Below are 21,007 nucleotides of genomic sequence, written 5' to 3'. Positions count from 1 at the left end.
TAATTCCAATGCCATGACTGAACTTGTCCGATTGTCCAAACGCATGTCCGAACTCGGCCTCTGCTCGCGCCGCGAGGCCGACGAGTGGATCGAACGGGGCTGGGTGCGTGTGGATGGCGTAATTGTTTCGGAACTCGGCAGCAAGGTCCTGCCGAATCAACGGATTACGGTCGAACGCCAAGCGAGCGCAGAACAGGCACGCCGGGTCACGATCCTCATCAACAAGCCGGTCGGTTACGTCAGCGGGCAGGCTGAGGATGGTTACAAGCCCGCTGTCACGCTCGTCAATGCCGGCACACGCTGGAAAGAAGACAAGGCGCCGTTGAAATTCCAACCGAGCCAGTTGCGCAGCCTGGTTCCAGCCGGACGGCTCGACATCGATTCAGTGGGCTTGCTGGTGCTGACGCAGGATGGTCGCATTGCGAAGCAATTGATTGGCGAAGATACGTCGGTGGAGAAGGAATACCTGGTGCGCGTTCAGTACACGAAGCCGGGCAGGCTGCCGGACGCCGACCTCAAGCTGCTGAATCACGGCTTGTCGCTGGATGGCAAGAAACTGCTGCCGGCGAAGGTGCGCTGGCAAAATGACGACCAGCTCGACTTCATCCTGCGCGAGGGAAAGAAAAGGCAGATCCGCCGCATGTGCGAAGCGGTCGGACTGAAGGTGCTCGGACTGAAACGCGTCCGTATCGGTCGGGTCAGCCTGGGCGACTTGCCAACCGGGCAGTGGCGCTATCTTCGCCCGGATGAAAAATTCTAGCCGGGGGCAGTTAGTGCGATGCTAGTCCTCTTTTGCAGCGTCCAGCCCCGGAAACAGGATATCGGTGTAGCCGAAACGTGAAAAGTCCCTGATCCGCATCGGATACAGGATCCCTGCCAAATGATCGCATTCATGCTGCACCACGCGTGCATGAAAGCCCTCCACGTCGCGGACGATGGCATGGCCATGCTGGTCGACGCCCTCGTAATGAAGCCGGGTCCAGCGCGGCACCACGCCTCGCAGACCAGGTACGGACAGGCATCCCTCCCAACCCTCCTCCATTTCTTCCGAGAGAGGTTTGAGGCTCGGATTGATCAGCACAGTCTCCGGCACCGACGGCGCGTCGGGGTAGCGCGCATTCTGTCCGAATCCGAAAATCACGAGCTGCAGGTTGACGCCGATCTGCGGTGCCGCGAGCCCTGCACCATTTGCAGCGTGCATCGTATCGAACATGTCTTCGATGAGCTGATCCAGCTCACGCGTGCCGAACTGCGATACCGACTCGGCCTGCCGCAGCAGTCGCGGATCGCCCATGCGCAGAATTTCCCTGACGCTCATTTCAGCTGGTCCAGGTAATCTGCAAACGCCTTGCCCATCTGGGGGTGTTTCAATCCCATGGACACGGTTGCCTGGAGGTAGCCGAGTTTCGAGCCGCAATCGAAACGACGGCCAGCATAGCGATACGCCAGTACCTGCTCCGATTTCATCAATGCAGCGATGCCATCGGTGAGCTGTATCTCTCCGCCAGCACCCTTGCCCAGGCCTTCAAGGAAGTCGAAAATCCTGTTGTCCAGGACATAGCGGCCGACTACGGCAAGGGTCGACGGTGCGGTTTCGGGAGAGGGTTTCTCCACGATGTTGTTGACGCGATCGAGGTTTGGCTTGTATGGCGTGACACTGACGATACCGTATTGCGAGGTTTCCGCGCGCGGCACTTCCTGCACGGCCAGGAGGCTGGTCCTTTCCTGCTTGTAGATCTCGGTCATCTGCGCCAGCACCGGTTTTTCTCCGGCATCGACATCCATCAGGTCATCGGCAAGCAATACGGCGAAAGGGTCATCACCGATTACCGGCCGTGCGCATAGCACCGCATGCCCAAGCCCGAGCGGGGCCGACTGGCGAATGTAGATGCACTTGATCCCCTTTGGAATGGCGCCACGAACCACTTCAAGCAATGCCGTCTTCCCGCTTGCCTCAAGCTCGGCTTCGAGTTCATATGCCGTGTCGAAATGGTCTTCGATGGCGCGCTTGTTTCGGCCGGTAATGAACACAAGGTCGGTGATGCCAGCGGCCACCGCTTCTTCCACCGCGTACTGGATCAGTGGCTTGTCGACGATGGGAAGCATCTCCTTCGGCTGCGCCTTTGTCGCGGGAAGGAAACGGCTTCCTAGTCCTGCGACGGGGAATACGGCTTTCTTGATTGTTTTCATCTTTCTTCCAGCAATCGCAATAAACCCTTCTCGTCAAGAATGTTCACGCCAAGTTCCTGCGCCTTGGCCAGTTTGCTCCCGGCTTCCTCGCCTGCGACAACGTAGCTCGTCTTCTTCGACACCGAACCCGCCACCTTGCCACCTGCTGCCTCGATCTTTGCGGCAGCCTCGTCACGCGTCATGGTCGGAAGCGTTCCGGTAAGGACAAAGGTCTTACCCTGAAAAGGCTTGGCCTCGCTGGCAGAACCTGCGTTTTCGCTCCAGTGGACGCCGGCCGCGCGCAGTTGCTCGATCAGCTCGCGATTCATCGGATCGGACAGGAACGTCATGATGGAACGTGCCACTACCGGGCCGATATCCGCCACCTCCAGCAACTGCTCCTCCGACGCGCCCAGCAAGGCATCAAGGCTGCCAAAATGGCGCGCCAGTTCCTTTGCCGTCGCTTCTCCGACATGGCGAATCCCCAATGCGTAGACGAAGCGGGCAAGCGTGGTCGACTTGGATTTTTCCAGCGCATTCAGAACGTTCTGAGCCGACTTCTCCGCCATCCGGTCGAGTTCGGCCAACGCCGTGAAGCCGAGCTTGTACAGGTCGGCTGCCGTCGTGATGATGTGCTTGTCGACCAGTTGATCGATCAATTGTTCGCCGAAGCCTTCGATATCCATGGCGCGACGGGACACAAAATGCAGCAGACCGCCCTTGCGCTGCGCCGGGCACTTCACCCAACCGCCGGAACAGCGCGCAATCGCTTCGTCCTCGGGGCGGATGATCGGTGAGCCGCAGACCGGACATGCTGACGGCATCACGAACTTGCGGGTATGCGCCGGGCGCAACTCGGGAACATAGGAAACCACTTCGGGAATGACGTCACCCGCGCGGCGCACAATGACGGTATCACCGATCCGGATATCCTTGCGATGGACCTCGTCCTCATTATGCAGCGTCGCATTGGTTACGGTCACGCCGCCGACGAATACCGGCGCGAGGCGTGCAACCGGCGTAATCGCTCCGGTGCGTCCGACCTGCACATCAATGTCCTGCAACACGGTCATCGCCTCTTCGGCCGGAAACTTGTGCGCCAGCGCAAAGCGCGGTGCGCGCGACACAAAGCCGAGTGTGCGCTGTTGCTCGATCCTGTTCACCTTGTACACGACACCGTCAATGTCGTAGGGCAGATCCTTGCGCTTGGCCCCAATGCTCCTGAAAAACTCGAGCAGACCATGCGCGCCCTTCACCACCGCACGCTCCTGGCAGACCGGCAGGCCGAGCGTAGCATACCAATCCAGCAACCCGGAATGTGAAGCGGGCATCTCGGCGCCTTCCAGGGCACCGATGCCATACGCGAAAAACCGCAACGCGCGTTGCGCAGTAATCCTGGAATCAAGCTGACGCAGGCTGCCAGCCGCTGCGTTGCGTGGATTGGCGAACTCCTTTTGCTCGGCATCGCGCTGCCGTTCGTTGAGCCTTGCAAAATCGGATTTGTACATCAGCACTTCGCCGCGCACTTCAAGGACTTTTGGCGGATGCTTAGTATGCAGGCGAAGCGGCATGGCGCGCACGGTACGGATATTGGGCGTCACATTCTCTCCGGTCATGCCGTCGCCGCGCGTGGCCGCCTGCACCAGGACGCCGTCTTCGTAGCGAACGCTGATGGCAAGTCCGTCGAACTTGAGTTCTGTCGAGTAGTCGACTTCCCCTGTGGCTTGCAGTCCTTCGCGTACGCGACGGTCGAAACCGATGACCTCTTCGTCGTCAAACGCGTTATTCAATGACAGCATCGGGACCGAATGCCGCACCTGTTCGAATTGCGGCAAGGGCTTGCCTCCGACGCGTTGCGTGGGAGAATCGGAAGTAATCAGGTCCGGATGTGCCTGCTCAAGGGCAACCAGTTCGCGGAACATCTTGTCGTATTCGGCATCCGGAATGGTCGGATTGTCGAGCACGTAGTAGGCATGGCTGTGCCGGTTGAGCTCCGCCTTCAGCCAGGCCGCGCGCTCCTGCCAGTGATTTGCTTCCGGGTTCGGCGGCATGTCCGACGTGCCCGGGGTTGAAGACAGATCTGGCTCCATGGCTTAACTGAACAAGCGCAAGGCCCGGGTCGAACCGGCAGTAATTCCTGCCGCTTCCATCTGCGTGTAGAAATCACGGACCTGATCGGCGATTTCCGTCAATGCGTCATCCGACAAGGGCTGGTTGCCGTCGTCGACCACCACGCCATCCAGCCGCGCCGCGAGCATTTTCGCGCAGGCGATCATCGCTCCGAAGCCGTCACGCGAAGGCGCAACGCGCGGCACGTCGAGCAGCAGGGTGAGCCGCGAGGTGGTTTCGGCGGCCAAGGTCACATTGGTCGACAGGGAAAACAGGATATCCCCTTCACCATCGGGCATCACCAACCTGCCATCCGGCCGCAGATCAAACCCCTGACGCTCCAGCGCAGCGAGCAGGGTGCTGATCGCCCAGGGAGTGCTCTTTGCCTGCACATTCACGCTGAGCTGTGCGTCATACTCCGAAACGAACTGGCTCAGGCTGCGTGCGCGTGCCATCACTTCCGTCATGTCGGGCACATCAGGCTCGGCGTCGATTTCATCGCATACCTGGCGCAGGCGCATGATCAGTTCGGAATACTCCAGTTCGTTCAGCGCACCGCCGCGATTGGCAAGCTGCACTCCCGCATACAGGCCGTAGTACACGCCGCCGTGGGTGACCGACTCCCATTCGCCGTCCTCCCGCTGCGCGATGAAATGCACCGGCTTGCTTCCGACATGTCGCAATGATTGGAGTTTGGAAAGAATTTTTTCAGCTCGCACCGGAGCCTCGATCACAAGTGAAATCGCGCAATCGATCAGTTCATCGATGGGCAGTTCCCTTGGCGCCGGCTTTTCTTCCCGCACGGTTGTCTCGGGAGCGTCGCCGGCATCCGTCACACCGGCGGGCTCCGCCGACTCTGCCGACTCTGCTACAAAGGTCGGCTCGTGGCGCTCGCCGTCGGTTTCCACCGGAGTCGGGCCGGGATGCATCAGCACGTCGTCGTGTTCGGAGGAAAAGGCACGTTGCACGCTCTTCCTGGCCTTGTATTCCTGCCACTTGTTGTAGGTGATGACGCCGACGACGATCGCGCCGCCGATAGCCATCAAGCTTGCCTGGAGGTCTGTCATGCCGCTAGTACCCCAGTGTCAAAAATCACGACGCGGTTGATGCCGCGGGTGAAGGAATGGGCGCATGCCCATCCCGCGGAAAGAGATCGGATCATTTAGAAAATCCAGCTAACAGATGACGATTCTGATCCATCGCCATCAAAACATCAGGACAAAAGCAAAAGGGGCGAAATCGCGACTGCGCGATGCCCGTCGAAATCCGGGACTCAGGGTAGTGGTCACTGGAAAAGTTGTCAAGCCGGATAGCCTCGCTCACCACGCCGGAAGCCCCATCAAACCGTGCTCCAAAGAAAAATGTACACCAGGCATTGATCGTTTCCGTGTTGCCGGATTCCGGCCGTTGACGATCATCAATGCAAGGCACATTCGGTGACTAAAGAATAACAACAACCCCGGAGCCGCACGCAAACATTTCTTGAAACAAAGTATTGCGCCGCCACCCCCGCGTTGGGCAAAACGAGAACGAAACGTATCAAACGTCCTTTCTACCTGGAGAAACGCATGGAACTCGATCATGGAACAGCAACCATGTCCCGCGCCTTTGGGAACTCTGCCGAGCAAACCGAAGCGTCTGTGTGCGCCCAGGCAGCCGCCAGCAGCAGCCATCCGACGCGCGCTTCCGGCACGACCATGCGCGTGAAGCAAAACCGGTTTGACATTTCCGGCACGAAAGAATTCAAACTTCAGGAGCTTGCCATGCTTTCGATCGCCCCAATTGTCCGCTCCATCCATCACTGGTGGCTGCAGCGCGCGGAGGAACATTACCTCATCTGTGCAGATGTCGAACAACAACGCGCACGCGAGGCGCAGATGAACGTTGCTTACTACCAAAAGCGTGCCGCGCTCGCCCGTTCCGCCCGCAACTGATTCACTCGGCCCTGCACCGGGCCGCTGCAGTTCCAACGCGCCCGCCATCACCTGTCAACGACTCCTCGGCTACGCCGCCTGGGCTTCACTCACAAAGTTCGCTGCGGATTCCATATCCACGGCCACGATCCGGGAAACGCCCTGCTCCTGCATCGTCACGCCGATCAGCTGCTGGGCCATCTCCATGGCAATCTTGTTGTGCGAGATGAACAGGAACTGCGTTTGCGAAGACATGCGCTTGACCATGTTGCAGAAGCGCTCAGTGTTGGCATCGTCCAGCGGTGCATCCACCTCATCGAGCAGGCAGAACGGCGCGGGGTTCAACTGGAACATGGAGAACACCAGCGCGGTTGCCGTCAGCGCCTTCTCGCCGCCCGACAACAAATGAATGGTCGCATTCTTCTTGCCCGGCGGCTGCGCCATTACTTGCACGCCGGAATCGAGGATCTCTTCGCCGGTCATGATCAGCTTCGCATTACCACCGCCGAACAGGACCGGGAACAGCTCGCCGAAATGCCTGTTGACCTTGTCGAAGGTATCCTGCAGCAAGTCGCGCGTTTCCTTGTCGATCTTGTTGATGGCATCTTCCAGCGTGGTAATGGCCTCCGTCAGGTCGGCGTGCTGTGCGTCGAGGAAATTCTTGCGCTCGGAGGCCTGGGCGAGTTCGTCCAGCGCCGCGAGATTGACTGGCCCCAGTGCCGTAATCGCATTGGTCAGGCGTGTCACTTCCCCCTGCAGATATGAAGGCCGGGTATCCGGATTGAGTTTTTCCGACAATGCAGCCTCGTCCGCCTGCGCTTCGGCAAGCTGCTGCGCATATTGCTCGAAATTCAGGCGCGCAGCCTGTTCCTTCAACTGCAGTTCCATGATGCGGTCGCGTTGCGGCTGGAGGCTGCGCTCTGCCTGCAGGCGCGTTTCCTCCGTATGGCGCAACTTCTGCGTAAGCTGGTCCAGCTCATGCCGTGCATCCGCCAGGGCGCGCTCCTGATCGGTGCGCTTCTCCAGCAATGATTGCAGCCCTGCCTGCGCCGCCTGGTCATCCAGGCTTTCCAGCTCCAGCTGCCCCTGCTCCATGCTGGCGAACAACTGTGCCGACTGTTCCAGCGCCGTGGCGATGCTGCGCTTGAGTTCTTCGATCTTGTTGCGATGCGCTTTCTCGGCGAACTCGGCTTCCTGCGCCGCACGCTCGAGATCGCGCAAGCGCTGGCGGGCATCGTTGAGCTGCTGCTCCTTGGCAAGGTAGTCCGTCTGACCGTTTTCATGGCTTTCCTGCAACTCGGCCAGTTCGATGTCCAATTGTTCGAACTTCGCCTCCGACTCGGCCTTGACCTGCTGCTGTTCGGCCTCCTGGGCAGCGATTTCGGCCAGGTCGGATTCGATTTGCGAACTACGTTGTTTGAACCGCTCCTGCACCTCGGAAAGTTTCATCACGTCGATCTGCAGGCTGTGCGCGGTCTGGGTCAGCTGCGTGACGCGCTGGCGCAGCTCCTGCAGCCGCTGCATGGCTTGCGACAAGACGGCTTCGGCGCGGACGGCGCGCGACTTCGCCTCTTCGGCAAGCATGTGCTGCGCACGAAGCTGCTTGGTGATGTTGTCGATTTCCTGCTGGCGCGCAAGCATGCCATCCTGCTCGGAATCCGAGGCATAGAAACGCACGCTCGACTTGCTGATGACATGCCCCTGCTTCGTCACGAAATAGCCGCCGACCGGAAGTTTGGCGCGATCGACGAATGCCGCGACGAAGTCCTCCACAATGAATACGTTGTGCAGCCAGTCCTGCATCAGGGCACGCAGGCCGGGGTCGTTCAGTTGCAGCAGGTTGATGAACGGCTTCAGGCCGACAGGCGCCTCGATATCGACGACAACCCCGGCGGCGCCCGGAGAGAACAGCGCAAGCTTGGCCGGCGGCGCGTCGTTGAAAAAGGATTTCGCCCAGTCGAGGTTGGACATTTCCAACGCCGACGTGCGCTCGCGCAGGACGGATTCCAGCGCCGTTTCCCAGCCCTGGTCGATATGCAGTTTCTGCCACAGGCGGGGCAGTTCCCCGAGCTCGTGCTTCTTGAGCCAGGGCTGGACCTTGCCTTGGGTCTGCACGTTTTCCTGGAGCTGCTTGAGCGCAGCGAGGCGCGCTTCGAGCTGCGCATTATTGGCGGTTTCCCGGTTCAGCTGCTCCTGGGCCGAGCGTCGTTCCTCTTCCAGTCTGGGCTGCTGCTCCTGCGCGGCTTCCAGCTGCTCGCGCGCCTCTTCCAGCGCAGCCTGCTTTTCCTCCAACTGCATCGTCAGGTTGGCCAGGTGAGCCGTATCCGGCAAGGCCATGCCATTCTTTTCCTGCGCCAGCCGCTCGCGCCGCGCGGCAAGGTTGGCAAGGATGTTCGACGCATTGCGCTGATGTGCGGACTCAAGTTCGATCTGCTGCTGGATCTGCATGATGGCGCCGCGCGATTCGGTCGTCCTGAGCTGCGCTTCGCGCCATGCCTGCTCCAGCGCTGGCAGATTGTCGTGCTGTGTCTGTGCCGCGTGCTGCGCCTGCTCGACGCGCATGCCGTGCTCTTCGAGGCGCATTTCGGCTTCGGCGAGGTCGTCCTGATGTTGCTGCCCCTGTCGCTGCCACTGGTCACGTTGTGCGGACAGTGAATTGAGCTGCGTTTGCAGGCGGTTGCGTGATTCGATGACGAACTTGATCTGCGCTTCCAGGCTGCCGATTTCGGAGTTGGTCTGGTACAGATGTCCTTGCGCAGTGTGCATGCGGTCGCCGGCTGCATAGTGCGCCTGGCGGGTGTGCTCGAGTTCGGTTTCGATATGACGCAGCTTGGCGGTCTGCTCTTCGAGGTCGGTCTGCGCCCTTTCGATATCGCGGAAAAATTTCTCCTGTTCTCCCTTCGCCTCGTTCTTGCGCAGCAGCCACAGCAGTTTCTGCTTTTCCTCCTGGTCGGCCTGCAGCTCGCGAAATTTCTGTGCCACGGCAGCCTGTGCTTCCAGCTTTTCGAGATTGGCGCCCAGCTCGCGCAGTATGTCTTCGACGCGCGTCAGGTTTTCGCGGGTGTCCTGCAGCCGGTTTTCGGTTTCGCGCCGGCGTTCCTTGTATTTCGATACGCCGGCAGCTTCTTCGAGGAAAATGCGCAGGTCTTCGGGGCGCGCTTCGATGATGCGCGAGATCATGCCCTGCCCGATGATCGCGTAAGCGCGCGGGCCGAGGCCGGTGCCCAGGAAGATATCCTGGATATCGCGCCGGCGCACCGCCTGATTGTTAATGTAATAAGTTGATGTGCCGTCGCGCGTCAGCGTACGCTTGACTGCAATCTCCGCATACTGGCTCCATTGCCCGGCAGCACGTCCGTCGGCGTTGTCGAACACCAGTTCCACCGACGCGCGGCCGGCCGGCTTGCGACTGGTCGAGCCGTTGAAGATGACGTCCTGCATCGACTCGCCGCGCAGCTCCGACGCCTTGGACTCGCCGAGCACCCAGCGTACCGCATCCATGATATTGGACTTGCCGCAGCCGTTCGGGCCAACCACGCCCACCAACTGGCCCGGAACCTGGAAATTCGTGGGATCAACGAACGACTTGAATCCCGATAATTTGATAGAAGTTAGACGCACGTTATCGACAGTTCTTGACTAGGGTTGGCAGACGGAGAATTTGCCCACGCGAAAGCGTCCTATCATATCATTTCAGCTTCGCGGACCAGCACTTTCGAACCGGTAACTCACAGGCGTAGCCAATGCCCGAACGGTATAATTCGCCCTTTACCATTTGCATTTCCATCCATTTCTTCCGTTCCCATCAACGTGAACCCGCTCTTAGACAAGCTCCAACCCTATCCATTCGAAAAGCTGCGGCTCCTGTTTTCACAGGTGACGCCCAATCCCGACTATTCGCCTATCGGCCTCGGGATCGGTGAGCCGAAGCATCCGACGCCGCCTTTCATCCAGAAGGCGCTGACCGAGAACCTGGCCGGACTGGCCAGTTATCCGAGCACGGCAGGTTCGGACGCGCTAAGGACGGCAATTGCCGGCTGGCTGGAGCGCCGCTATGGCTTGCCAACACTGAATCCTGCGACCCAGGTCCTGCCGGTGAATGGCTCGCGCGAAGCCCTGTTCGCGCTGGCGCAAACCATCATCGACCCAACCAGGCGCGCGGAGAGCGGTGGCCCGCTCGTCATGTGCCCGAATCCCTTCTACCAGATTTACGAAGGTGCAGCGTATCTGTCAGGTGCAGAGCCATATTTCGTCAATTCCGATCCGACACGCAATTTTGCGCCGGACTACAAGAGCGTTCCCGCAGATATCTGGCCGCGCGTGCAGCTCCTGTACATCTGCTCGCCGGGCAATCCGACCGGCGCGGTACTGAATCTGGATGACTGGAAGGAACTGTTCGACCTGTCGGACCGTTACGGTTTCGTGATTGCCTCGGACGAGTGCTACTCGGAGATCTATTTCAAATCCGAACCGCCGCTCGGCGGGATGGAAGCGGCGCACAAGCTGGGTCGCACCGGCTATCCGCGACTCATCTCGTTTTCCAGCCTGTCCAAGCGTTCCAATGTTCCCGGCATGCGTTCGGGCTTCGTCGCCGGCGACGCGGAGATCATGAAGAAATTCTTGCTGTACCGCACCTACCATGGCAGCGCGATGAGCCCCGCGATCCAGGCCGCATCGGTCGCTGCCTGGAACGACGAACAGCACGTCATCGAGAACCGCGCGAAGTACATCGCGAAGTTCAACCAGGTAACCCCGGTGCTGGCCGAAGTCCTGGACGTGTCCCTGCCGGACGCTGGTTTCTACCTGTGGGCGAAGGTCGACAGATACGGTGGAATCTCCGATACAGAATTCGCCCGACGCCTGTACGCCGAATATAATGTGACCGTGTTGCCGGGAAGCTATCTTGCCCGCGAGGCGCACGGCGTGAATCCCGGGCAGAACCGCATTCGCATGGCCTTGGTGGCCGAAGTCGACGAATGTCTGGAAGCTGCGCGCCGCATTGTCGCATTCACAAGAAAATTATCGTAATCCTTCAACTTCAAAAAATACTCGACATGACTCAGCAACTTCAACAGATCATCGACCAGGCGTGGGAAGACCGCGCCAATTTCTCCCCGAAGTCGGCACCCGCCGAAGTGCGCGACGCCGTCGCCCAGGTGCTGGAGCAACTGAACCACGGGACGCTGCGCGTGGCGCAGAAAGACGGCGGCAGCTGGCACGTCAATCAGTGGGTGAAGAAGGCAGTACTGTTGTCGTTCCGCCTCGAGGACAATGTTCCGATGCCGGCCGGCAGCATGCAGTTCTACGACAAGGTGCCGACCAAGTTCGCCAACTACACCGCTGAAGACTTCGCCAAGGGCGGATTCCGCGTGGTGCCGCCGGCGGTGGCTCGGCGCGGCAGCTTTATCGGCAGGAACGTGGTGCTGATGCCTTCTTACGTGAACATCGGCGCCTACGTGGACGAAGGCACGATGGTCGACACCTGGGCCACCGTCGGTTCCTGCGCGCAGATCGGCAAGAATGTGCACCTGTCCGGCGGCGTCGGCATCGGTGGCGTGCTCGAACCGATGCAGGCCAACCCGACCATCATCGAAGACAACTGCTTCATTGGCGCGCGCTCGGAAATCGTGGAAGGCGTCATCATCGAAGAAAATTCTGTGATCTCGATGGGCGTGTACATCGGCCAGAGCACGCCGATCTATGATCGCACCACCGGCGAAACCACCTATGGCCGCGTGCCTGCAGGATCGGTTGTGATCAGCGGCTCCCTGCCGCGAGACGGCGGCAAGTACAACCTGTATGCGGCGATCATCGTGAAGCGCGTCGACGCGCAGACGCGTGCGAAGACCGGCATCAACGAGCTGTTGCGTGAAGCGTAATTTTTAATCAGGCGCAGTAGCTTCTCCCCAAGCCCCTCTTGGGAGAGGCCGACACCGATGCGGAAGCGGCATGCGCCCTTCCGCAAAATTTTAGATGGAGCGCATCATGGCAATGGACCGCTTGTTCCAGTTGATGAAAGACAAGAAGGCATCGGACCTGTTCATGACCGTGGCCTCGCCGATCCACATCAAGATCAACGGCCACCTGCTCCCGATCAACCAGCAGGCAATGGACAACGCGACCATCAAGACGCTGCTCGGCGAGGTCGTGTCCGAAGCGCAAATGCAGGAACTGGAAGCCCACAACGAACTGAACATGGGTATTCCGGTTAGGGGCCTCGGCAGCTTCCGCCTTTCGGCATTCCGCCAGCGCGGCAGCATCTCCGCCGTGTTCCGCTACATTCCGGGCGATATCCCCAGGCTGGCCGACCTGCATGTTCCGCCCGTGCTGGCGGACATCATCATGGAGAAGCGCGGCCTGATCCTCGTGGTCGGCGCCACCGGCTCGGGCAAGTCGACCACGATTGCGGCGATGCTCGACCATCGCAACGCGATGAAGACCGGTCACATCCTGACGCTTGAGGATCCGATCGAATTCCTGTTTTCCAACAAGAAGTCGATCGTGAACCAGCGCGAGATCGGCATCGATGCGGAAAGCCTGAAGATCGCCCTCAAGAACGCGCTGCGCCAGGCGCCGGACTGCATCCTGATCGGCGAAATTCGCGACAAGGACACGATGGCTTCCGCGCTCGCCTATGCGCAATCGGGCCACCTGGTTGTCGCGACTCTGCACGCGAACAACAGCTACCATGCGCTGAACCGCATCATCAATTTCTACCCGCTGGAAAACCGTCCGTCGCTGCTTCCCGACCTGGCTGCGACCATCAAGGCGATCATTTCCCAGCGTCTCGTGATGGCGGTCAACCAGTCGCGCCGCGCGGCAGTCGAAGTGCTCGTGAACACACGGCATATCGCCGAACTGATCGAGGCGGGAGAGATCGGGCAGATCAAGGAAGCGCTTGAAAAGAGTATGTCGCCCGGCTCGCAGACCTTCGAGCAGGCGCTCATGCAGATGATCAAGGATGGCGTGATCACGCAGGAAGAAGGCCTGGCAAACGCCGATTCCGCGACCAATCTCTACTGGTTGCTCAACAATGCGGAGACCACGAAACAGGCGCCGCCCGAGCCCGAACCGAAGAAGGATGAGGGCCCGACCTTCACCGAATTCACGCTGAACGTTTGATGCAATGGCGACCATCCTCTACGGCATCCCCAATTGCGACACGGTCAAGAAAGCACGCACCTGGCTTGAGCGGAATGGCATTGCGTATTCGTTCCATGATTTCAAAAAGGCTGGCATCGACCGCGCCGTGATCGAGGGCTGGCTCACCGACGTGGCCTGGGATGTGCTGGTCAACCGGAAAGGCACCACCTGGCGCGGCCTGAGCGATGAACGCAAGACTGCAGTCAAGGATGGCGCAAGCGCGGCCGACCTGATGCTCGAATCTCCCTCCGTGATCAAACGACCTGTACTGAGCATCGGCGGCCACACGCATGTCGGCTTCTCCGACGAACTTTACCAACAGATTTTCAAGAAGTAAGCCATGAGCAAAACTCTCGCGCTGACCAAAGAGCTGATCGCGCTCCCATCAGTCACGCCCGACGACAAGGGATGTCAGCAGCGCATCATCGAACTGCTGAAACCACTCGGATTTCAATGCGAGTCGATCCAGTCAGGCAAGGTCACGAACCTCTGGGCACGCCGGGGAGTGGCACAACCCCTGGTGGTGTTTGCCGGCCACACGGACGTCGTACCGACCGGCCCGCTCGATCAATGGCATTCCGATCCCTTCACGCCCACCCTGCGCGATGGCAAGCTGTACGGCCGCGGCGCCGCAGACATGAAGACGTCGCTGGCAGCCATGGCGGTGGCCGTCGAGGAATTCGTCGCTGCTCATCCGAAGCACAACGGCTCCATCGGTTTTCTGCTGACCAGCGACGAGGAAGGCGTGGCCACGGATGGCACCGTAGTGGTATGCGCCGCACTGAAGGAGCGCGGCGAACAGCTCGACTATTGCATCGTCGGCGAACCGACCTCCACCGACCAACTGGGCGACGTCATCAAGAACGGGCGACGCGGGTCGATGTCCGGCAAACTGGTCATCAAGGGCGTGCAAGGCCACATCGCCTATCCACAAATGGCGAAGAACCCGATTCATCTCGCGGTTCCCGCACTCTCCGAGCTGGCCGCGGAAAAATGGGATGACGGCAATGAGTACTATCTGCCTACCTCATGGCAGATGTCGAACATTCATGGCGGCACCGGCGCATCGAATGTCATCCCGGGTGAAGTGGTGGTCGATTTCAATTTCCGTTTTTCGACAGCCAGCACAGTGGAAGGCCTGCAGCAGCGTGTGCATGCGATCCTGAACAAATACGATTTCGACTACGACCTGAAGTGGGTCATCAGCGGCCTGCCGTTCCTCACGCCGCGTGGCACCCTGAGCGATGCGCTGACGGCGGCCATCAAGGCAGAAACCGGCATCGACGCTGACCTCTCCACCACCGGCGGCACGTCCGACGGACGCTTCATTGCGCAGATCTGCCCGCACGTGGTCGAATTCGGTCCGCCGAATGCCAGCATTCACAAGATCGACGAACACATTGATGTGCGAGATATCGATCCGCTGAAGAACATTTATCGCCGTACCCTGGAAAATCTGTTGCTCTGATTGCCCCTGCGTCCGGTTCCTTTCCCACCCCGGGAGAGGATAATGGCGCAGACACGCCAGCGCCAACAATCAAACTCTTGCCATGACTCCAACCAATTTCACTACCATTCGCGACCTGTTGCGCTACGCCACCACGCGCTTCAATAGCGCCGGGCTGTTTTTCGGCCATGGCAGCAGCAATGCCTTTGATGAGGCGGCCTACCTGATCCTGCACACGCTCAAGCTGCCGCTGGACAAGCTCGACCCCTTCCTTGATGCACGCCTGTTGCCGGAAGAAACCGCAGCCGTGCTGCACATGATCGAGCGTCGCGCCGCGGAACGCGTACCGGCCGCCTACATTACGCATGAAGCATGGCTCGGCGATTACCGCTTTTATGTGGACGAGCGTGTCATCGTGCCGCGCTCTTTCATTGCGGAACTGATTCCGGAGCAATTCACGCCGTGGATCGCTGATGCGGAATCCGTGACGGACATTCTTGATCTGTGCACCGGATCCGCCTGCCTGCCGATCATGCTGGCAGATGCCTTCCTCCACGCGCAGGTCGATGCCGTCGACATTTCACCCGACGCACTGGCCGTTGCGCATCGGAATGTCGATGACTATCAATTGCAGGATCGCATCAACCTGGTCGAATCCGATCTGTACGCCGGACTACCGAAAAAGACGTACGACCTGATCGTCAGCAATCCCCCCTATGTCAACGCCGGCTCAATGAGCAAACTGCCGCAGGAATACCGGCACGAGCCGCAACTGGCCTTGGCCGGCGGCACCGACGGCATGGACCTGGTGCGCAAGATCGTAGCCGGCGCGGGAGAACGATTGAAGAAAAACGGTGTGCTGGTGGTCGAAATCGGCAACGAACGCGAATTCGCGGAAGCCGCCTTCCCCGAACTGGAACTGACCTGGCTATCGACCAGCGCCGGTGATGACATGGTATTCCTGCTGACCGCAGACCAACTCAAAGCATGATTCGTTTTCAGCAAGTCAGCCTCACGCGCGGCATCAAGCCGCTGATGGAAAATGCCGACCTGACGCTCAATCCCGGCGAAAAGATTGGACTCATCGGTGCCAACGGCGCCGGCAAGTCAAGCCTGTTCGCGCTGCTGCGCGGCGAGCTGCACGCCGACCTCGGCGAGGTCGATTTTCCCGCCAAGTGGCGCATGGCATACGTAGCGCAGGAAACGCCAGCGCTGGAACGTCCGGCCATCGAGTACGCGATAGATGGCGATGTTACCCTGCGCAAGCTGGAAGCCGAACTATTGCAACTGGAAGGCGTTCCACATGATGCGACGGAAGGCGTTCGCATCGCCGAGTTGCACGCCGCGCTGGCGGATGCCGACGCCTACACCGTACGCTCGCGGGCCGAGCAGCTTCTGACCGGCCTCGGCTTCTCCGAGGAGCAGATGCAACAGCCGGTTGCAAGTTTTTCCGGTGGCTGGCGCATGCGCCTGAATCTCGCGCAGGCACTGATGTGCCCGTCCGACCTGCTGCTGCTCGACGAACCGACCAACCACCTCGACCTGGATGCAATCATCTGGCTGGAGGACTGGCTCAAGCGTTACCCCGGTACGCTGATCATCATTTCGCACGACCGCGATTTCCTCGATGGCGTCGTCAATGTGATCGTGCATATCGATGATCGCAAGCTCAAGCGCTACAGCGGCAACTACTCCGCGTTCGAACGCCAACGTGCCGCACAAATCGCGCTGACGCAAGCCACTTACGAAAAGCAGGCACGGCAACGCGCCCACCTGCAGTCCTTCATCGACCGCTTCAAGGCCAAGGCGACCAAGGCGCGCCAGGCGCAGAGCCGGATGAAGATGCTGTCCAAGATGGAGGAGCTCGCGCCGCTGCGGGCTGCGGCTGAATTCTCCTTCGAATTCCGCGAGCCGTTGAGTGCGCCCAATCCCTTGCTGGTGATGGAAGACGTGGTGGCCGGCTATCGTGTCGAAAACCCTGTCGATCACACCAGCGTCGACAAGCCCATTGTTTCCCGCATCAACTTTTCGCTGCAAACCGGCCAGCGCATCGGCCTGCTTGGCGTGAACGGCGCGGGCAAGTCGACACTGGTCAAGACCATCGCCGGCGAATTGAGCCCCTTGGCCGGCGTAGTGCGACTTGGCAAAGGCCTGGTGATCGGCTATTTCGCGCAGCACCAGGTAGAGATGCTGCGTCATGATGAATCGCCGCTGTGGCATCTCTCCCGCATCGCACCGACCACCCGCGAACAGGAATTGCGCAATTTCCTCGGCGGATTCAACTTCGGCGGTGATATGGTGACCAGCAAGATCGCTCCTTTCTCCGGTGGCGAAAAGGCACGGCTGGCATTGGCGCTGATCGTCTGGCAGCGCCCCAACCTGCTACTGCTCGACGAACCGACCAACCATCTCGACCTCGAAACACGGGAAGCCCTGACGATGGCGCTGGCCCAGTTCGAAGGCACGCTGGTGCTGGTGTCGCACGACCGGCATCTGCTGCGCGCGACAACAGATCAGTTCATGATCGTCGCCGAAGGAAAGCTGCAGCCGTTCGACGGCGACCTGGACGATTACCGCGACTGGCTGTTCAAGACCAAGCTCGGCAAGGCCGAAGCGGCTCCCGTGCAAGCAAGGACAGCGGCTGCCGCAAGCGCACCCGTCTCTGAGTCGCGCGAAGACCGTCAGGAACGACGCCGCCTTGAAGCCGAGGAGCGCCAGCGTCTGTCCGCATTGAAGAAACCCATCGAGTCGCGTATCAAGCGGTTGGACGAGCAGATGGCAAAACTGAACCAGCGGAAAACCGAAGTCGACGGCAAGCTGGCCGATCCCGCGATTTATGATGACGCCAACAAGGAGCAGTTGAAAACCTTGATCCTCGACCAGGCCTACCTGGCCAAAGAACTGGAGCAACTGGAAACCGAGTGGCTGGAGCAACAGGAAGCATTGGAGCAGATCAGTATCTGACACCCCCATCACAAAGGCGGCACACATGACTGGATTGATCGACAAACCCTTGCAAGGCATTCGCGTTCTGGACCTCACACGTCTGCTACCCGGCCCGATGGCGACCATGCACCTCGCCGACATGGGCGCGGAAGTCATCAAGATCGAAGATCCCGGCGCTGGCGACTACGCGCGGACGATGGGGCCGGTGCGCAAGGAAGTGTCCCAGTTCTTCATCGCGGTCAACCGCGGCAAGCACGGCATCCGGCTCGACTTGAAGAACTCTGCGCAGCGCGAGGAATTACTCACCATGTCAGAGAGCGCCGATGTCGTCGTAGAAAGCTTTCGGCCGGGCGTGATGGACAAGCTTGGCGTGGGCTGGGAAGTGCTGAAGGAACGTAATCCCAAGCTGGTGATGTGCGCGATTTCCGGCTACGGCCAGGACGGGCCTTTCGCGCAACTGGCGGGTCATGACATCAATTACGTCGGCCTCGCTGGCATGCTGGAGCAGAATGTCGGACCGGATGGCGTGCCCGCGCTGGGCAACCTGCAGGTCGGCGACCTGCTCGGCGGCGCGCAGGCAGCGGTGCAAGGCATCCTGGCTGCATTGATCGGCGCAAAGGCGACCGGCAAAGGGCGTTTTGTCGATGTCTCGATGACGGATGCCGTGTTCGCGCACAACGTCATGCCTCTCGTGGCGGTGAACAACTTTGGCCGCACCGCACCTCCCGGCCGCGACCTGCTGACCGGCGGCGTACCCTGCTACAACGTCTATCGCACTAGCGACAACCGCTTCATGGCAGTGGGCGCGCTCGAGCTGAAATTCTGGGAAGCGTGCTGCGACGTGCTGGGCCGCCCGGATCTGAAGTCAAGGCACTGGAGCCTCGGTCAGCACGTTGGCGGCGAGGATGCCATGACGGTGAAAGCGGAGCTCGACGCTATCTTTGCCGCCGAAACCATGTCGACATGGACCGAGCGCTTTGCCGCAGCCGATTGCTGTGTGACCCCGATACTGCGCGCCGACGAGGCGATCGACCACCCGCTATTCCGCGCGCGCGGCATGATTGAGCACAAGATGCATCCGACCGAGGGCGAATACTGGTCGACCGGCCCGGCCGTCAGATTCAGGCCCTAGGCCGGCTGCAATCAACGCAAGCATCCATGATGATCCAACACTTTCCCCGCCTGCATACGCCACGCCTGCATCTGCGGGAAGTACGCTCTTCCGACGCGCCGGCACTGTTCGCCATTCATTCGGATGTCGAGTGGATGCGCTGGTACGGCGTGGACCCGATTACCGACCTGTCCCAAGCCGACCAGCTCGCGGAGCTGTTCGCCGGCTGGTTTCATGCCGGCACTGGTTTCCGCTGGGCGCTGGAACGGCTGGAAGATCGGCAACTGATTGGCACCTGCGGTTTGTTTCGCTGGAATAAGAGCTGGCGCAATTGCGTGATCGGCTATGAAATCGAGCGCGCCTCCGCCAGCCAGGGCTACATGCGCGAGGCGCTGACGGCGGTGCTCGGTTATGGCTTCAACACCATGCACCTGCATCGCGTGCAAGCCGAAACGCATCCCGACAATCACGCATCGATAGGCCTTGCGACACGGCTCGGCTTTCGCTTCGAAGGCCTGCACCGGGAGCAGGCCTACTGGGCCGGCAAGTTCCACGACCTGCGTTGCTATTCGCTTCTTGAACAGGAATGGCGAGCCGTCGCCGATGGATCATGACGAACGAACGGAACCGGATCATGCCCAGGACACTCAACATCATCGGCTGCGGCAACGTGGGAAAGGTCCTCGGAAAGCTCTGGGCCACCAATGGCATCTTCGACATCCGGCAGGTCTTGAACCGTTCGCCGGAAAGCGGAGAGCGCGCCGTAGCGTTCATGGAAGCAGGCGAAGCCGTCGCCGGATTCGATGCAATGCGGACAGCCGATATTTACTTGATCGCTACGCCGGACGATGCAATTGCCAACACCTGCGCGGCCTTGGCAAAGACCGGCCTGCTCACGGGAGAAACCATCGTCTTCCATTGCAGCGGCGCCCTGCTCGCGGCGGAACTGGCACCGGCGTCCGCTTGCGGTGCGTCGGTCGCCAGCATTCATCCGATACGGAGCTTCGCCGTCCCGGAAATGCTGGTGTCCAGCTTTGCCGGTACGTTCTGCGGCATGGAGGGTGACAAGCTTGCGCTCGATGTCCTCGGTCCGGCATTTGCTGCGGTCGGCGCGCAGCCGGTTGAAATCGATCCCGAATTCAAGAGCGTCTACCACGCCGCTGCTGTATTCGCTTCGAACTATCTGGTCACCGTCCTGGACGTCGCCTTGCAGGCATATGAAAAGGCCGGCATACCCGGCAATGTGGCGCTGCGGCTGATGGAACCTCTGACGCGGGGAGCCGTCGACAACGTATTCCGGTTAGGAACGACCGACGCGCTCACAGGTCCGATCGCCCGCGGCGACATTGCGACGGCCGTCAGGCAATATCGCGCCGTGCATGCATGGGATGAGGGCTTTGGCGAACTGTACAAGGAATTGGCCAAGCTGACATCAGACATCGCAGCGCGTCGTCGATCCGCAGGCAAACCCAAGCCTTAAGGCTGCGCCCGATAGGGTAAGATTGTATGGAGAGTTCGTCGGAGAGAATCCGACCTCGCGTCGACAGAAGCTGTTGCAGTGATGTGGAGAAGGTCGGGCTGGATGAAAGTGCTGTGCTGGAAGCCAGTGCATGCTCAGCAGATGAACAGCCTCTCAGCGCTTCGGCGAGTAGATATCGTGACCAGCCTCGTCGATCTGGCGACGCAGTGCGCGCCGCTCTTCGGGTGTAAGCCGTGCCGCTTGGCGGCGACCGCTGTCCAAAGAAGAATTGGCACCGGCATTCGGTTCGTTCTGCGCGCTGTAGCCACTGCTGTCCTGCAAGGTCGCTCCACGAGTCTGGCGATGATCCGGTTGCGGCTGCGAGTCGGCGCGCTGGTCGAGATGTTCTATCACTGTGTTTTGCGTGAAAAATGCACGCACCGTTTCCCGCCCGTCGCGAAGGAAGCCGCCAGGGTCCGCAAATGCCTCGGCGGTGCCTAGCATCAGCAGGAAATAAACACCGATGTCTCTCAGTCTCATGGTTCTTGAATCTTATTCACAATTGCCGTAACGCATTGTTTTTATTGCGATAAACTTAGCATACGGAAGGGTCTGAACGATGAGTGAAGTGTATGCCCCGTTATGCGACGCGGTAACATGATTAAGGTAAAGTTTGTAACTCTTTGTAATGCCTTCCGCTACAGATGTTG

19 protein-coding genes are annotated in these 21,007 nt (G+C 60.0%); 13 read left to right on the top strand and 6 right to left on the bottom strand.

Annotation, left to right across the window (positions count from 1 at the left end; all coding sequences use genetic code 11):
* The first annotated feature begins 13 nt into the window (after positions 1-13).
* The gene (locus tag VJ698_RS16705; RefSeq protein WP_324103916.1) at positions 14-760 is read left to right on the top strand and encodes a pseudouridine synthase; all 747 of its coding nucleotides are present in this window, start codon (positions 14-16) and stop codon (positions 758-760) included.
* Between the two features lie 21 nt (positions 761-781).
* Here VJ698_RS16705 and def read toward each other — a convergent pair whose 3' ends face one another.
* From def to VJ698_RS16685, 4 genes are read right to left on the bottom strand one after another with little or no spacing between them, the layout of a single operon-like run.
* Positions 782-1,318, bottom strand: a complete 537-nt coding sequence (gene def / locus VJ698_RS16700) for a peptide deformylase (RefSeq protein WP_324103915.1) — start codon at positions 1,316-1,318, stop codon at positions 782-784.
* On the bottom strand, positions 1,315-2,190 hold the full coding sequence (gene galU, locus VJ698_RS16695) for a UTP--glucose-1-phosphate uridylyltransferase GalU (RefSeq protein ID WP_324103914.1): 876 nt from the start codon (positions 2,188-2,190) through the stop codon (positions 1,315-1,317). The genes def and galU overlap by 4 nt, the downstream gene beginning before the upstream one ends.
* Positions 2,187-4,259: an NAD-dependent DNA ligase LigA gene (gene ligA / locus VJ698_RS16690; RefSeq protein WP_414691179.1), complete on the bottom strand. Its 2,073-nt coding sequence runs from the start codon at positions 4,257-4,259 to the stop codon at positions 2,187-2,189. The genes galU and ligA overlap by 4 nt, the downstream gene beginning before the upstream one ends.
* 3 nt (positions 4,260-4,262) lie before the next feature.
* Complete coding sequence (locus VJ698_RS16685; protein WP_324103913.1) at positions 4,263-5,345, bottom strand: cell division protein ZipA C-terminal FtsZ-binding domain-containing protein; 1,083 nt, start codon at positions 5,343-5,345, stop codon at positions 4,263-4,265.
* 115 nt (positions 5,346-5,460) lie between these two features.
* Between VJ698_RS16685 and VJ698_RS16680 the strand changes: the two genes are divergently transcribed.
* Both VJ698_RS16680 and VJ698_RS16675 read left to right on the top strand, forming a co-directional pair.
* A complete protein-coding gene (locus VJ698_RS16680) occupies positions 5,461-5,718 on the top strand; it encodes a hypothetical protein (protein WP_324103912.1) in 258 nt (85 codons plus the stop codon).
* Between the two features lie 128 nt (positions 5,719-5,846).
* Positions 5,847-6,212 carry a hypothetical protein gene (locus VJ698_RS16675; protein ID WP_324103911.1) on the top strand — a complete coding sequence of 122 codons (366 nt, stop codon included), beginning with the start codon at positions 5,847-5,849 and terminating at the stop codon, positions 6,210-6,212.
* Positions 6,213-6,281: 69 nt separating this feature from the next.
* Here the strand turns inward: VJ698_RS16675 and smc are convergent, their stop codons facing one another.
* On the bottom strand, positions 6,282-9,812 hold the full coding sequence (smc, locus tag VJ698_RS16670; protein ID WP_324103910.1) for a chromosome segregation protein SMC: 3,531 nt from the start codon (positions 9,810-9,812) through the stop codon (positions 6,282-6,284).
* A 189-nt stretch (positions 9,813-10,001) separates the two neighbouring features.
* On the opposite strand from smc, the gene dapC reads away from it, so the two are divergent.
* The 10 genes from dapC to VJ698_RS16620 all read left to right on the top strand — a co-directional run bounded on the left by dapC (position 10,002) and on the right by VJ698_RS16620 (position 20,318).
* Positions 10,002-11,219, top strand: a complete 1,218-nt coding sequence (dapC, locus tag VJ698_RS16665; RefSeq protein ID WP_324103909.1) for a succinyldiaminopimelate transaminase — start codon at positions 10,002-10,004, stop codon at positions 11,217-11,219.
* Between the two features lie 26 nt (positions 11,220-11,245).
* A complete protein-coding gene (gene dapD, locus VJ698_RS16660; protein WP_324103908.1) occupies positions 11,246-12,070 on the top strand; it encodes a 2,3,4,5-tetrahydropyridine-2,6-dicarboxylate N-succinyltransferase in 825 nt (274 codons plus the stop codon).
* A 106-nt stretch (positions 12,071-12,176) separates the two neighbouring features.
* Positions 12,177-13,313 (top strand): PilT/PilU family type 4a pilus ATPase, encoded by a 1,137-nt coding sequence (locus VJ698_RS16655; RefSeq protein ID WP_324103907.1) that lies wholly within the window; start codon positions 12,177-12,179, stop codon positions 13,311-13,313.
* 4 nt (positions 13,314-13,317) lie between these two features.
* Positions 13,318-13,671: an ArsC family reductase gene (locus VJ698_RS16650; RefSeq protein ID WP_324103906.1), complete on the top strand. Its 354-nt coding sequence runs from the start codon at positions 13,318-13,320 to the stop codon at positions 13,669-13,671.
* A gap of 3 nt (positions 13,672-13,674) precedes the next feature.
* Positions 13,675-14,802 carry a succinyl-diaminopimelate desuccinylase gene (gene dapE, locus VJ698_RS16645; protein ID WP_324103905.1) on the top strand — a complete coding sequence of 376 codons (1,128 nt, stop codon included), beginning with the start codon at positions 13,675-13,677 and terminating at the stop codon, positions 14,800-14,802.
* 82 nt (positions 14,803-14,884) lie between these two features.
* Positions 14,885-15,772, top strand: a complete 888-nt coding sequence (gene prmB / locus VJ698_RS16640) for a 50S ribosomal protein L3 N(5)-glutamine methyltransferase (protein ID WP_324103904.1) — start codon at positions 14,885-14,887, stop codon at positions 15,770-15,772.
* Entirely contained in the window at positions 15,769-17,745 is a 1,977-nt protein-coding gene (locus VJ698_RS16635) for an ATP-binding cassette domain-containing protein (protein WP_324103903.1), read from the top strand. The genes prmB and VJ698_RS16635 overlap by 4 nt, the downstream gene beginning before the upstream one ends.
* A gap of 25 nt (positions 17,746-17,770) precedes the next feature.
* Positions 17,771-18,859 (top strand): CaiB/BaiF CoA-transferase family protein, encoded by a 1,089-nt coding sequence (locus VJ698_RS16630; protein ID WP_324103902.1) that lies wholly within the window; start codon positions 17,771-17,773, stop codon positions 18,857-18,859.
* A 26-nt stretch (positions 18,860-18,885) separates the two neighbouring features.
* Complete coding sequence (locus VJ698_RS16625; protein WP_324103901.1) at positions 18,886-19,452, top strand: GNAT family protein; 567 nt, start codon at positions 18,886-18,888, stop codon at positions 19,450-19,452.
* A 20-nt stretch (positions 19,453-19,472) separates the two neighbouring features.
* Entirely contained in the window at positions 19,473-20,318 is an 846-nt protein-coding gene (locus tag VJ698_RS16620) for a Rossmann-like and DUF2520 domain-containing protein (RefSeq protein WP_324103900.1), read from the top strand.
* 153 nt (positions 20,319-20,471) lie between these two features.
* On the opposite strand, the gene VJ698_RS16615 is transcribed toward VJ698_RS16620, so the two are convergent.
* Positions 20,472-20,837, bottom strand: a complete 366-nt coding sequence (locus VJ698_RS16615; RefSeq protein WP_324103899.1) for a hypothetical protein — start codon at positions 20,835-20,837, stop codon at positions 20,472-20,474.
* Between the last annotated feature and the right edge of the window lie 170 nt (positions 20,838-21,007).

Source organism: Noviherbaspirillum sp., assembly GCF_035254685.1.
GTDB lineage: Bacteria > Pseudomonadota > Gammaproteobacteria > Burkholderiales > Burkholderiaceae_D > Noviherbaspirillum.
The sequence above is the reverse complement of the archived record's forward strand: the minus strand, read 5'-3'. Positions and strand labels throughout refer to the sequence as shown.

Excerpts from the sequence above, each read along its gene's own strand:
- VJ698_RS16705 (WP_324103916.1), top strand. The coding sequence starts at position 14 with ATGACTGAACTTGTCCGATTGTCCAAACGCATGTCCGAACTCGGCCTC.
- def (WP_324103915.1), bottom strand. The coding sequence starts at position 1,318 with ATGAGCGTCAGGGAAATTCTGCGCATGGGCGATCCGCGACTGCTGCGG.
- galU (WP_324103914.1), bottom strand. The coding sequence starts at position 2,190 with ATGAAAACAATCAAGAAAGCCGTATTCCCCGTCGCAGGACTAGGAAGC.
- ligA (WP_414691179.1), bottom strand. The coding sequence starts at position 4,259 with ATGGAGCCAGATCTGTCTTCAACCCCGGGCACGTCGGACATGCCGCCG.
- VJ698_RS16685 (WP_324103913.1), bottom strand. The coding sequence starts at position 5,345 with ATGACAGACCTCCAGGCAAGCTTGATGGCTATCGGCGGCGCGATCGTC.
- VJ698_RS16680 (WP_324103912.1), top strand. The coding sequence starts at position 5,461 with ATGACGATTCTGATCCATCGCCATCAAAACATCAGGACAAAAGCAAAA.
- VJ698_RS16675 (WP_324103911.1), top strand. The coding sequence starts at position 5,847 with ATGGAACTCGATCATGGAACAGCAACCATGTCCCGCGCCTTTGGGAAC.
- dapD (WP_324103908.1), top strand. The coding sequence starts at position 11,246 with ATGACTCAGCAACTTCAACAGATCATCGACCAGGCGTGGGAAGACCGC.
- VJ698_RS16655 (WP_324103907.1), top strand. The coding sequence starts at position 12,177 with ATGGCAATGGACCGCTTGTTCCAGTTGATGAAAGACAAGAAGGCATCG.
- VJ698_RS16650 (WP_324103906.1), top strand. The coding sequence starts at position 13,318 with ATGGCGACCATCCTCTACGGCATCCCCAATTGCGACACGGTCAAGAAA.
- dapE (WP_324103905.1), top strand. The coding sequence starts at position 13,675 with ATGAGCAAAACTCTCGCGCTGACCAAAGAGCTGATCGCGCTCCCATCA.
- prmB (WP_324103904.1), top strand. The coding sequence starts at position 14,885 with ATGACTCCAACCAATTTCACTACCATTCGCGACCTGTTGCGCTACGCC.
- VJ698_RS16635 (WP_324103903.1), top strand. The coding sequence starts at position 15,769 with ATGATTCGTTTTCAGCAAGTCAGCCTCACGCGCGGCATCAAGCCGCTG.
- VJ698_RS16630 (WP_324103902.1), top strand. The coding sequence starts at position 17,771 with ATGACTGGATTGATCGACAAACCCTTGCAAGGCATTCGCGTTCTGGAC.
- VJ698_RS16625 (WP_324103901.1), top strand. The coding sequence starts at position 18,886 with ATGATGATCCAACACTTTCCCCGCCTGCATACGCCACGCCTGCATCTG.
- VJ698_RS16620 (WP_324103900.1), top strand. The coding sequence starts at position 19,473 with ATGCCCAGGACACTCAACATCATCGGCTGCGGCAACGTGGGAAAGGTC.
- VJ698_RS16615 (WP_324103899.1), bottom strand. The coding sequence starts at position 20,837 with ATGAGACTGAGAGACATCGGTGTTTATTTCCTGCTGATGCTAGGCACC.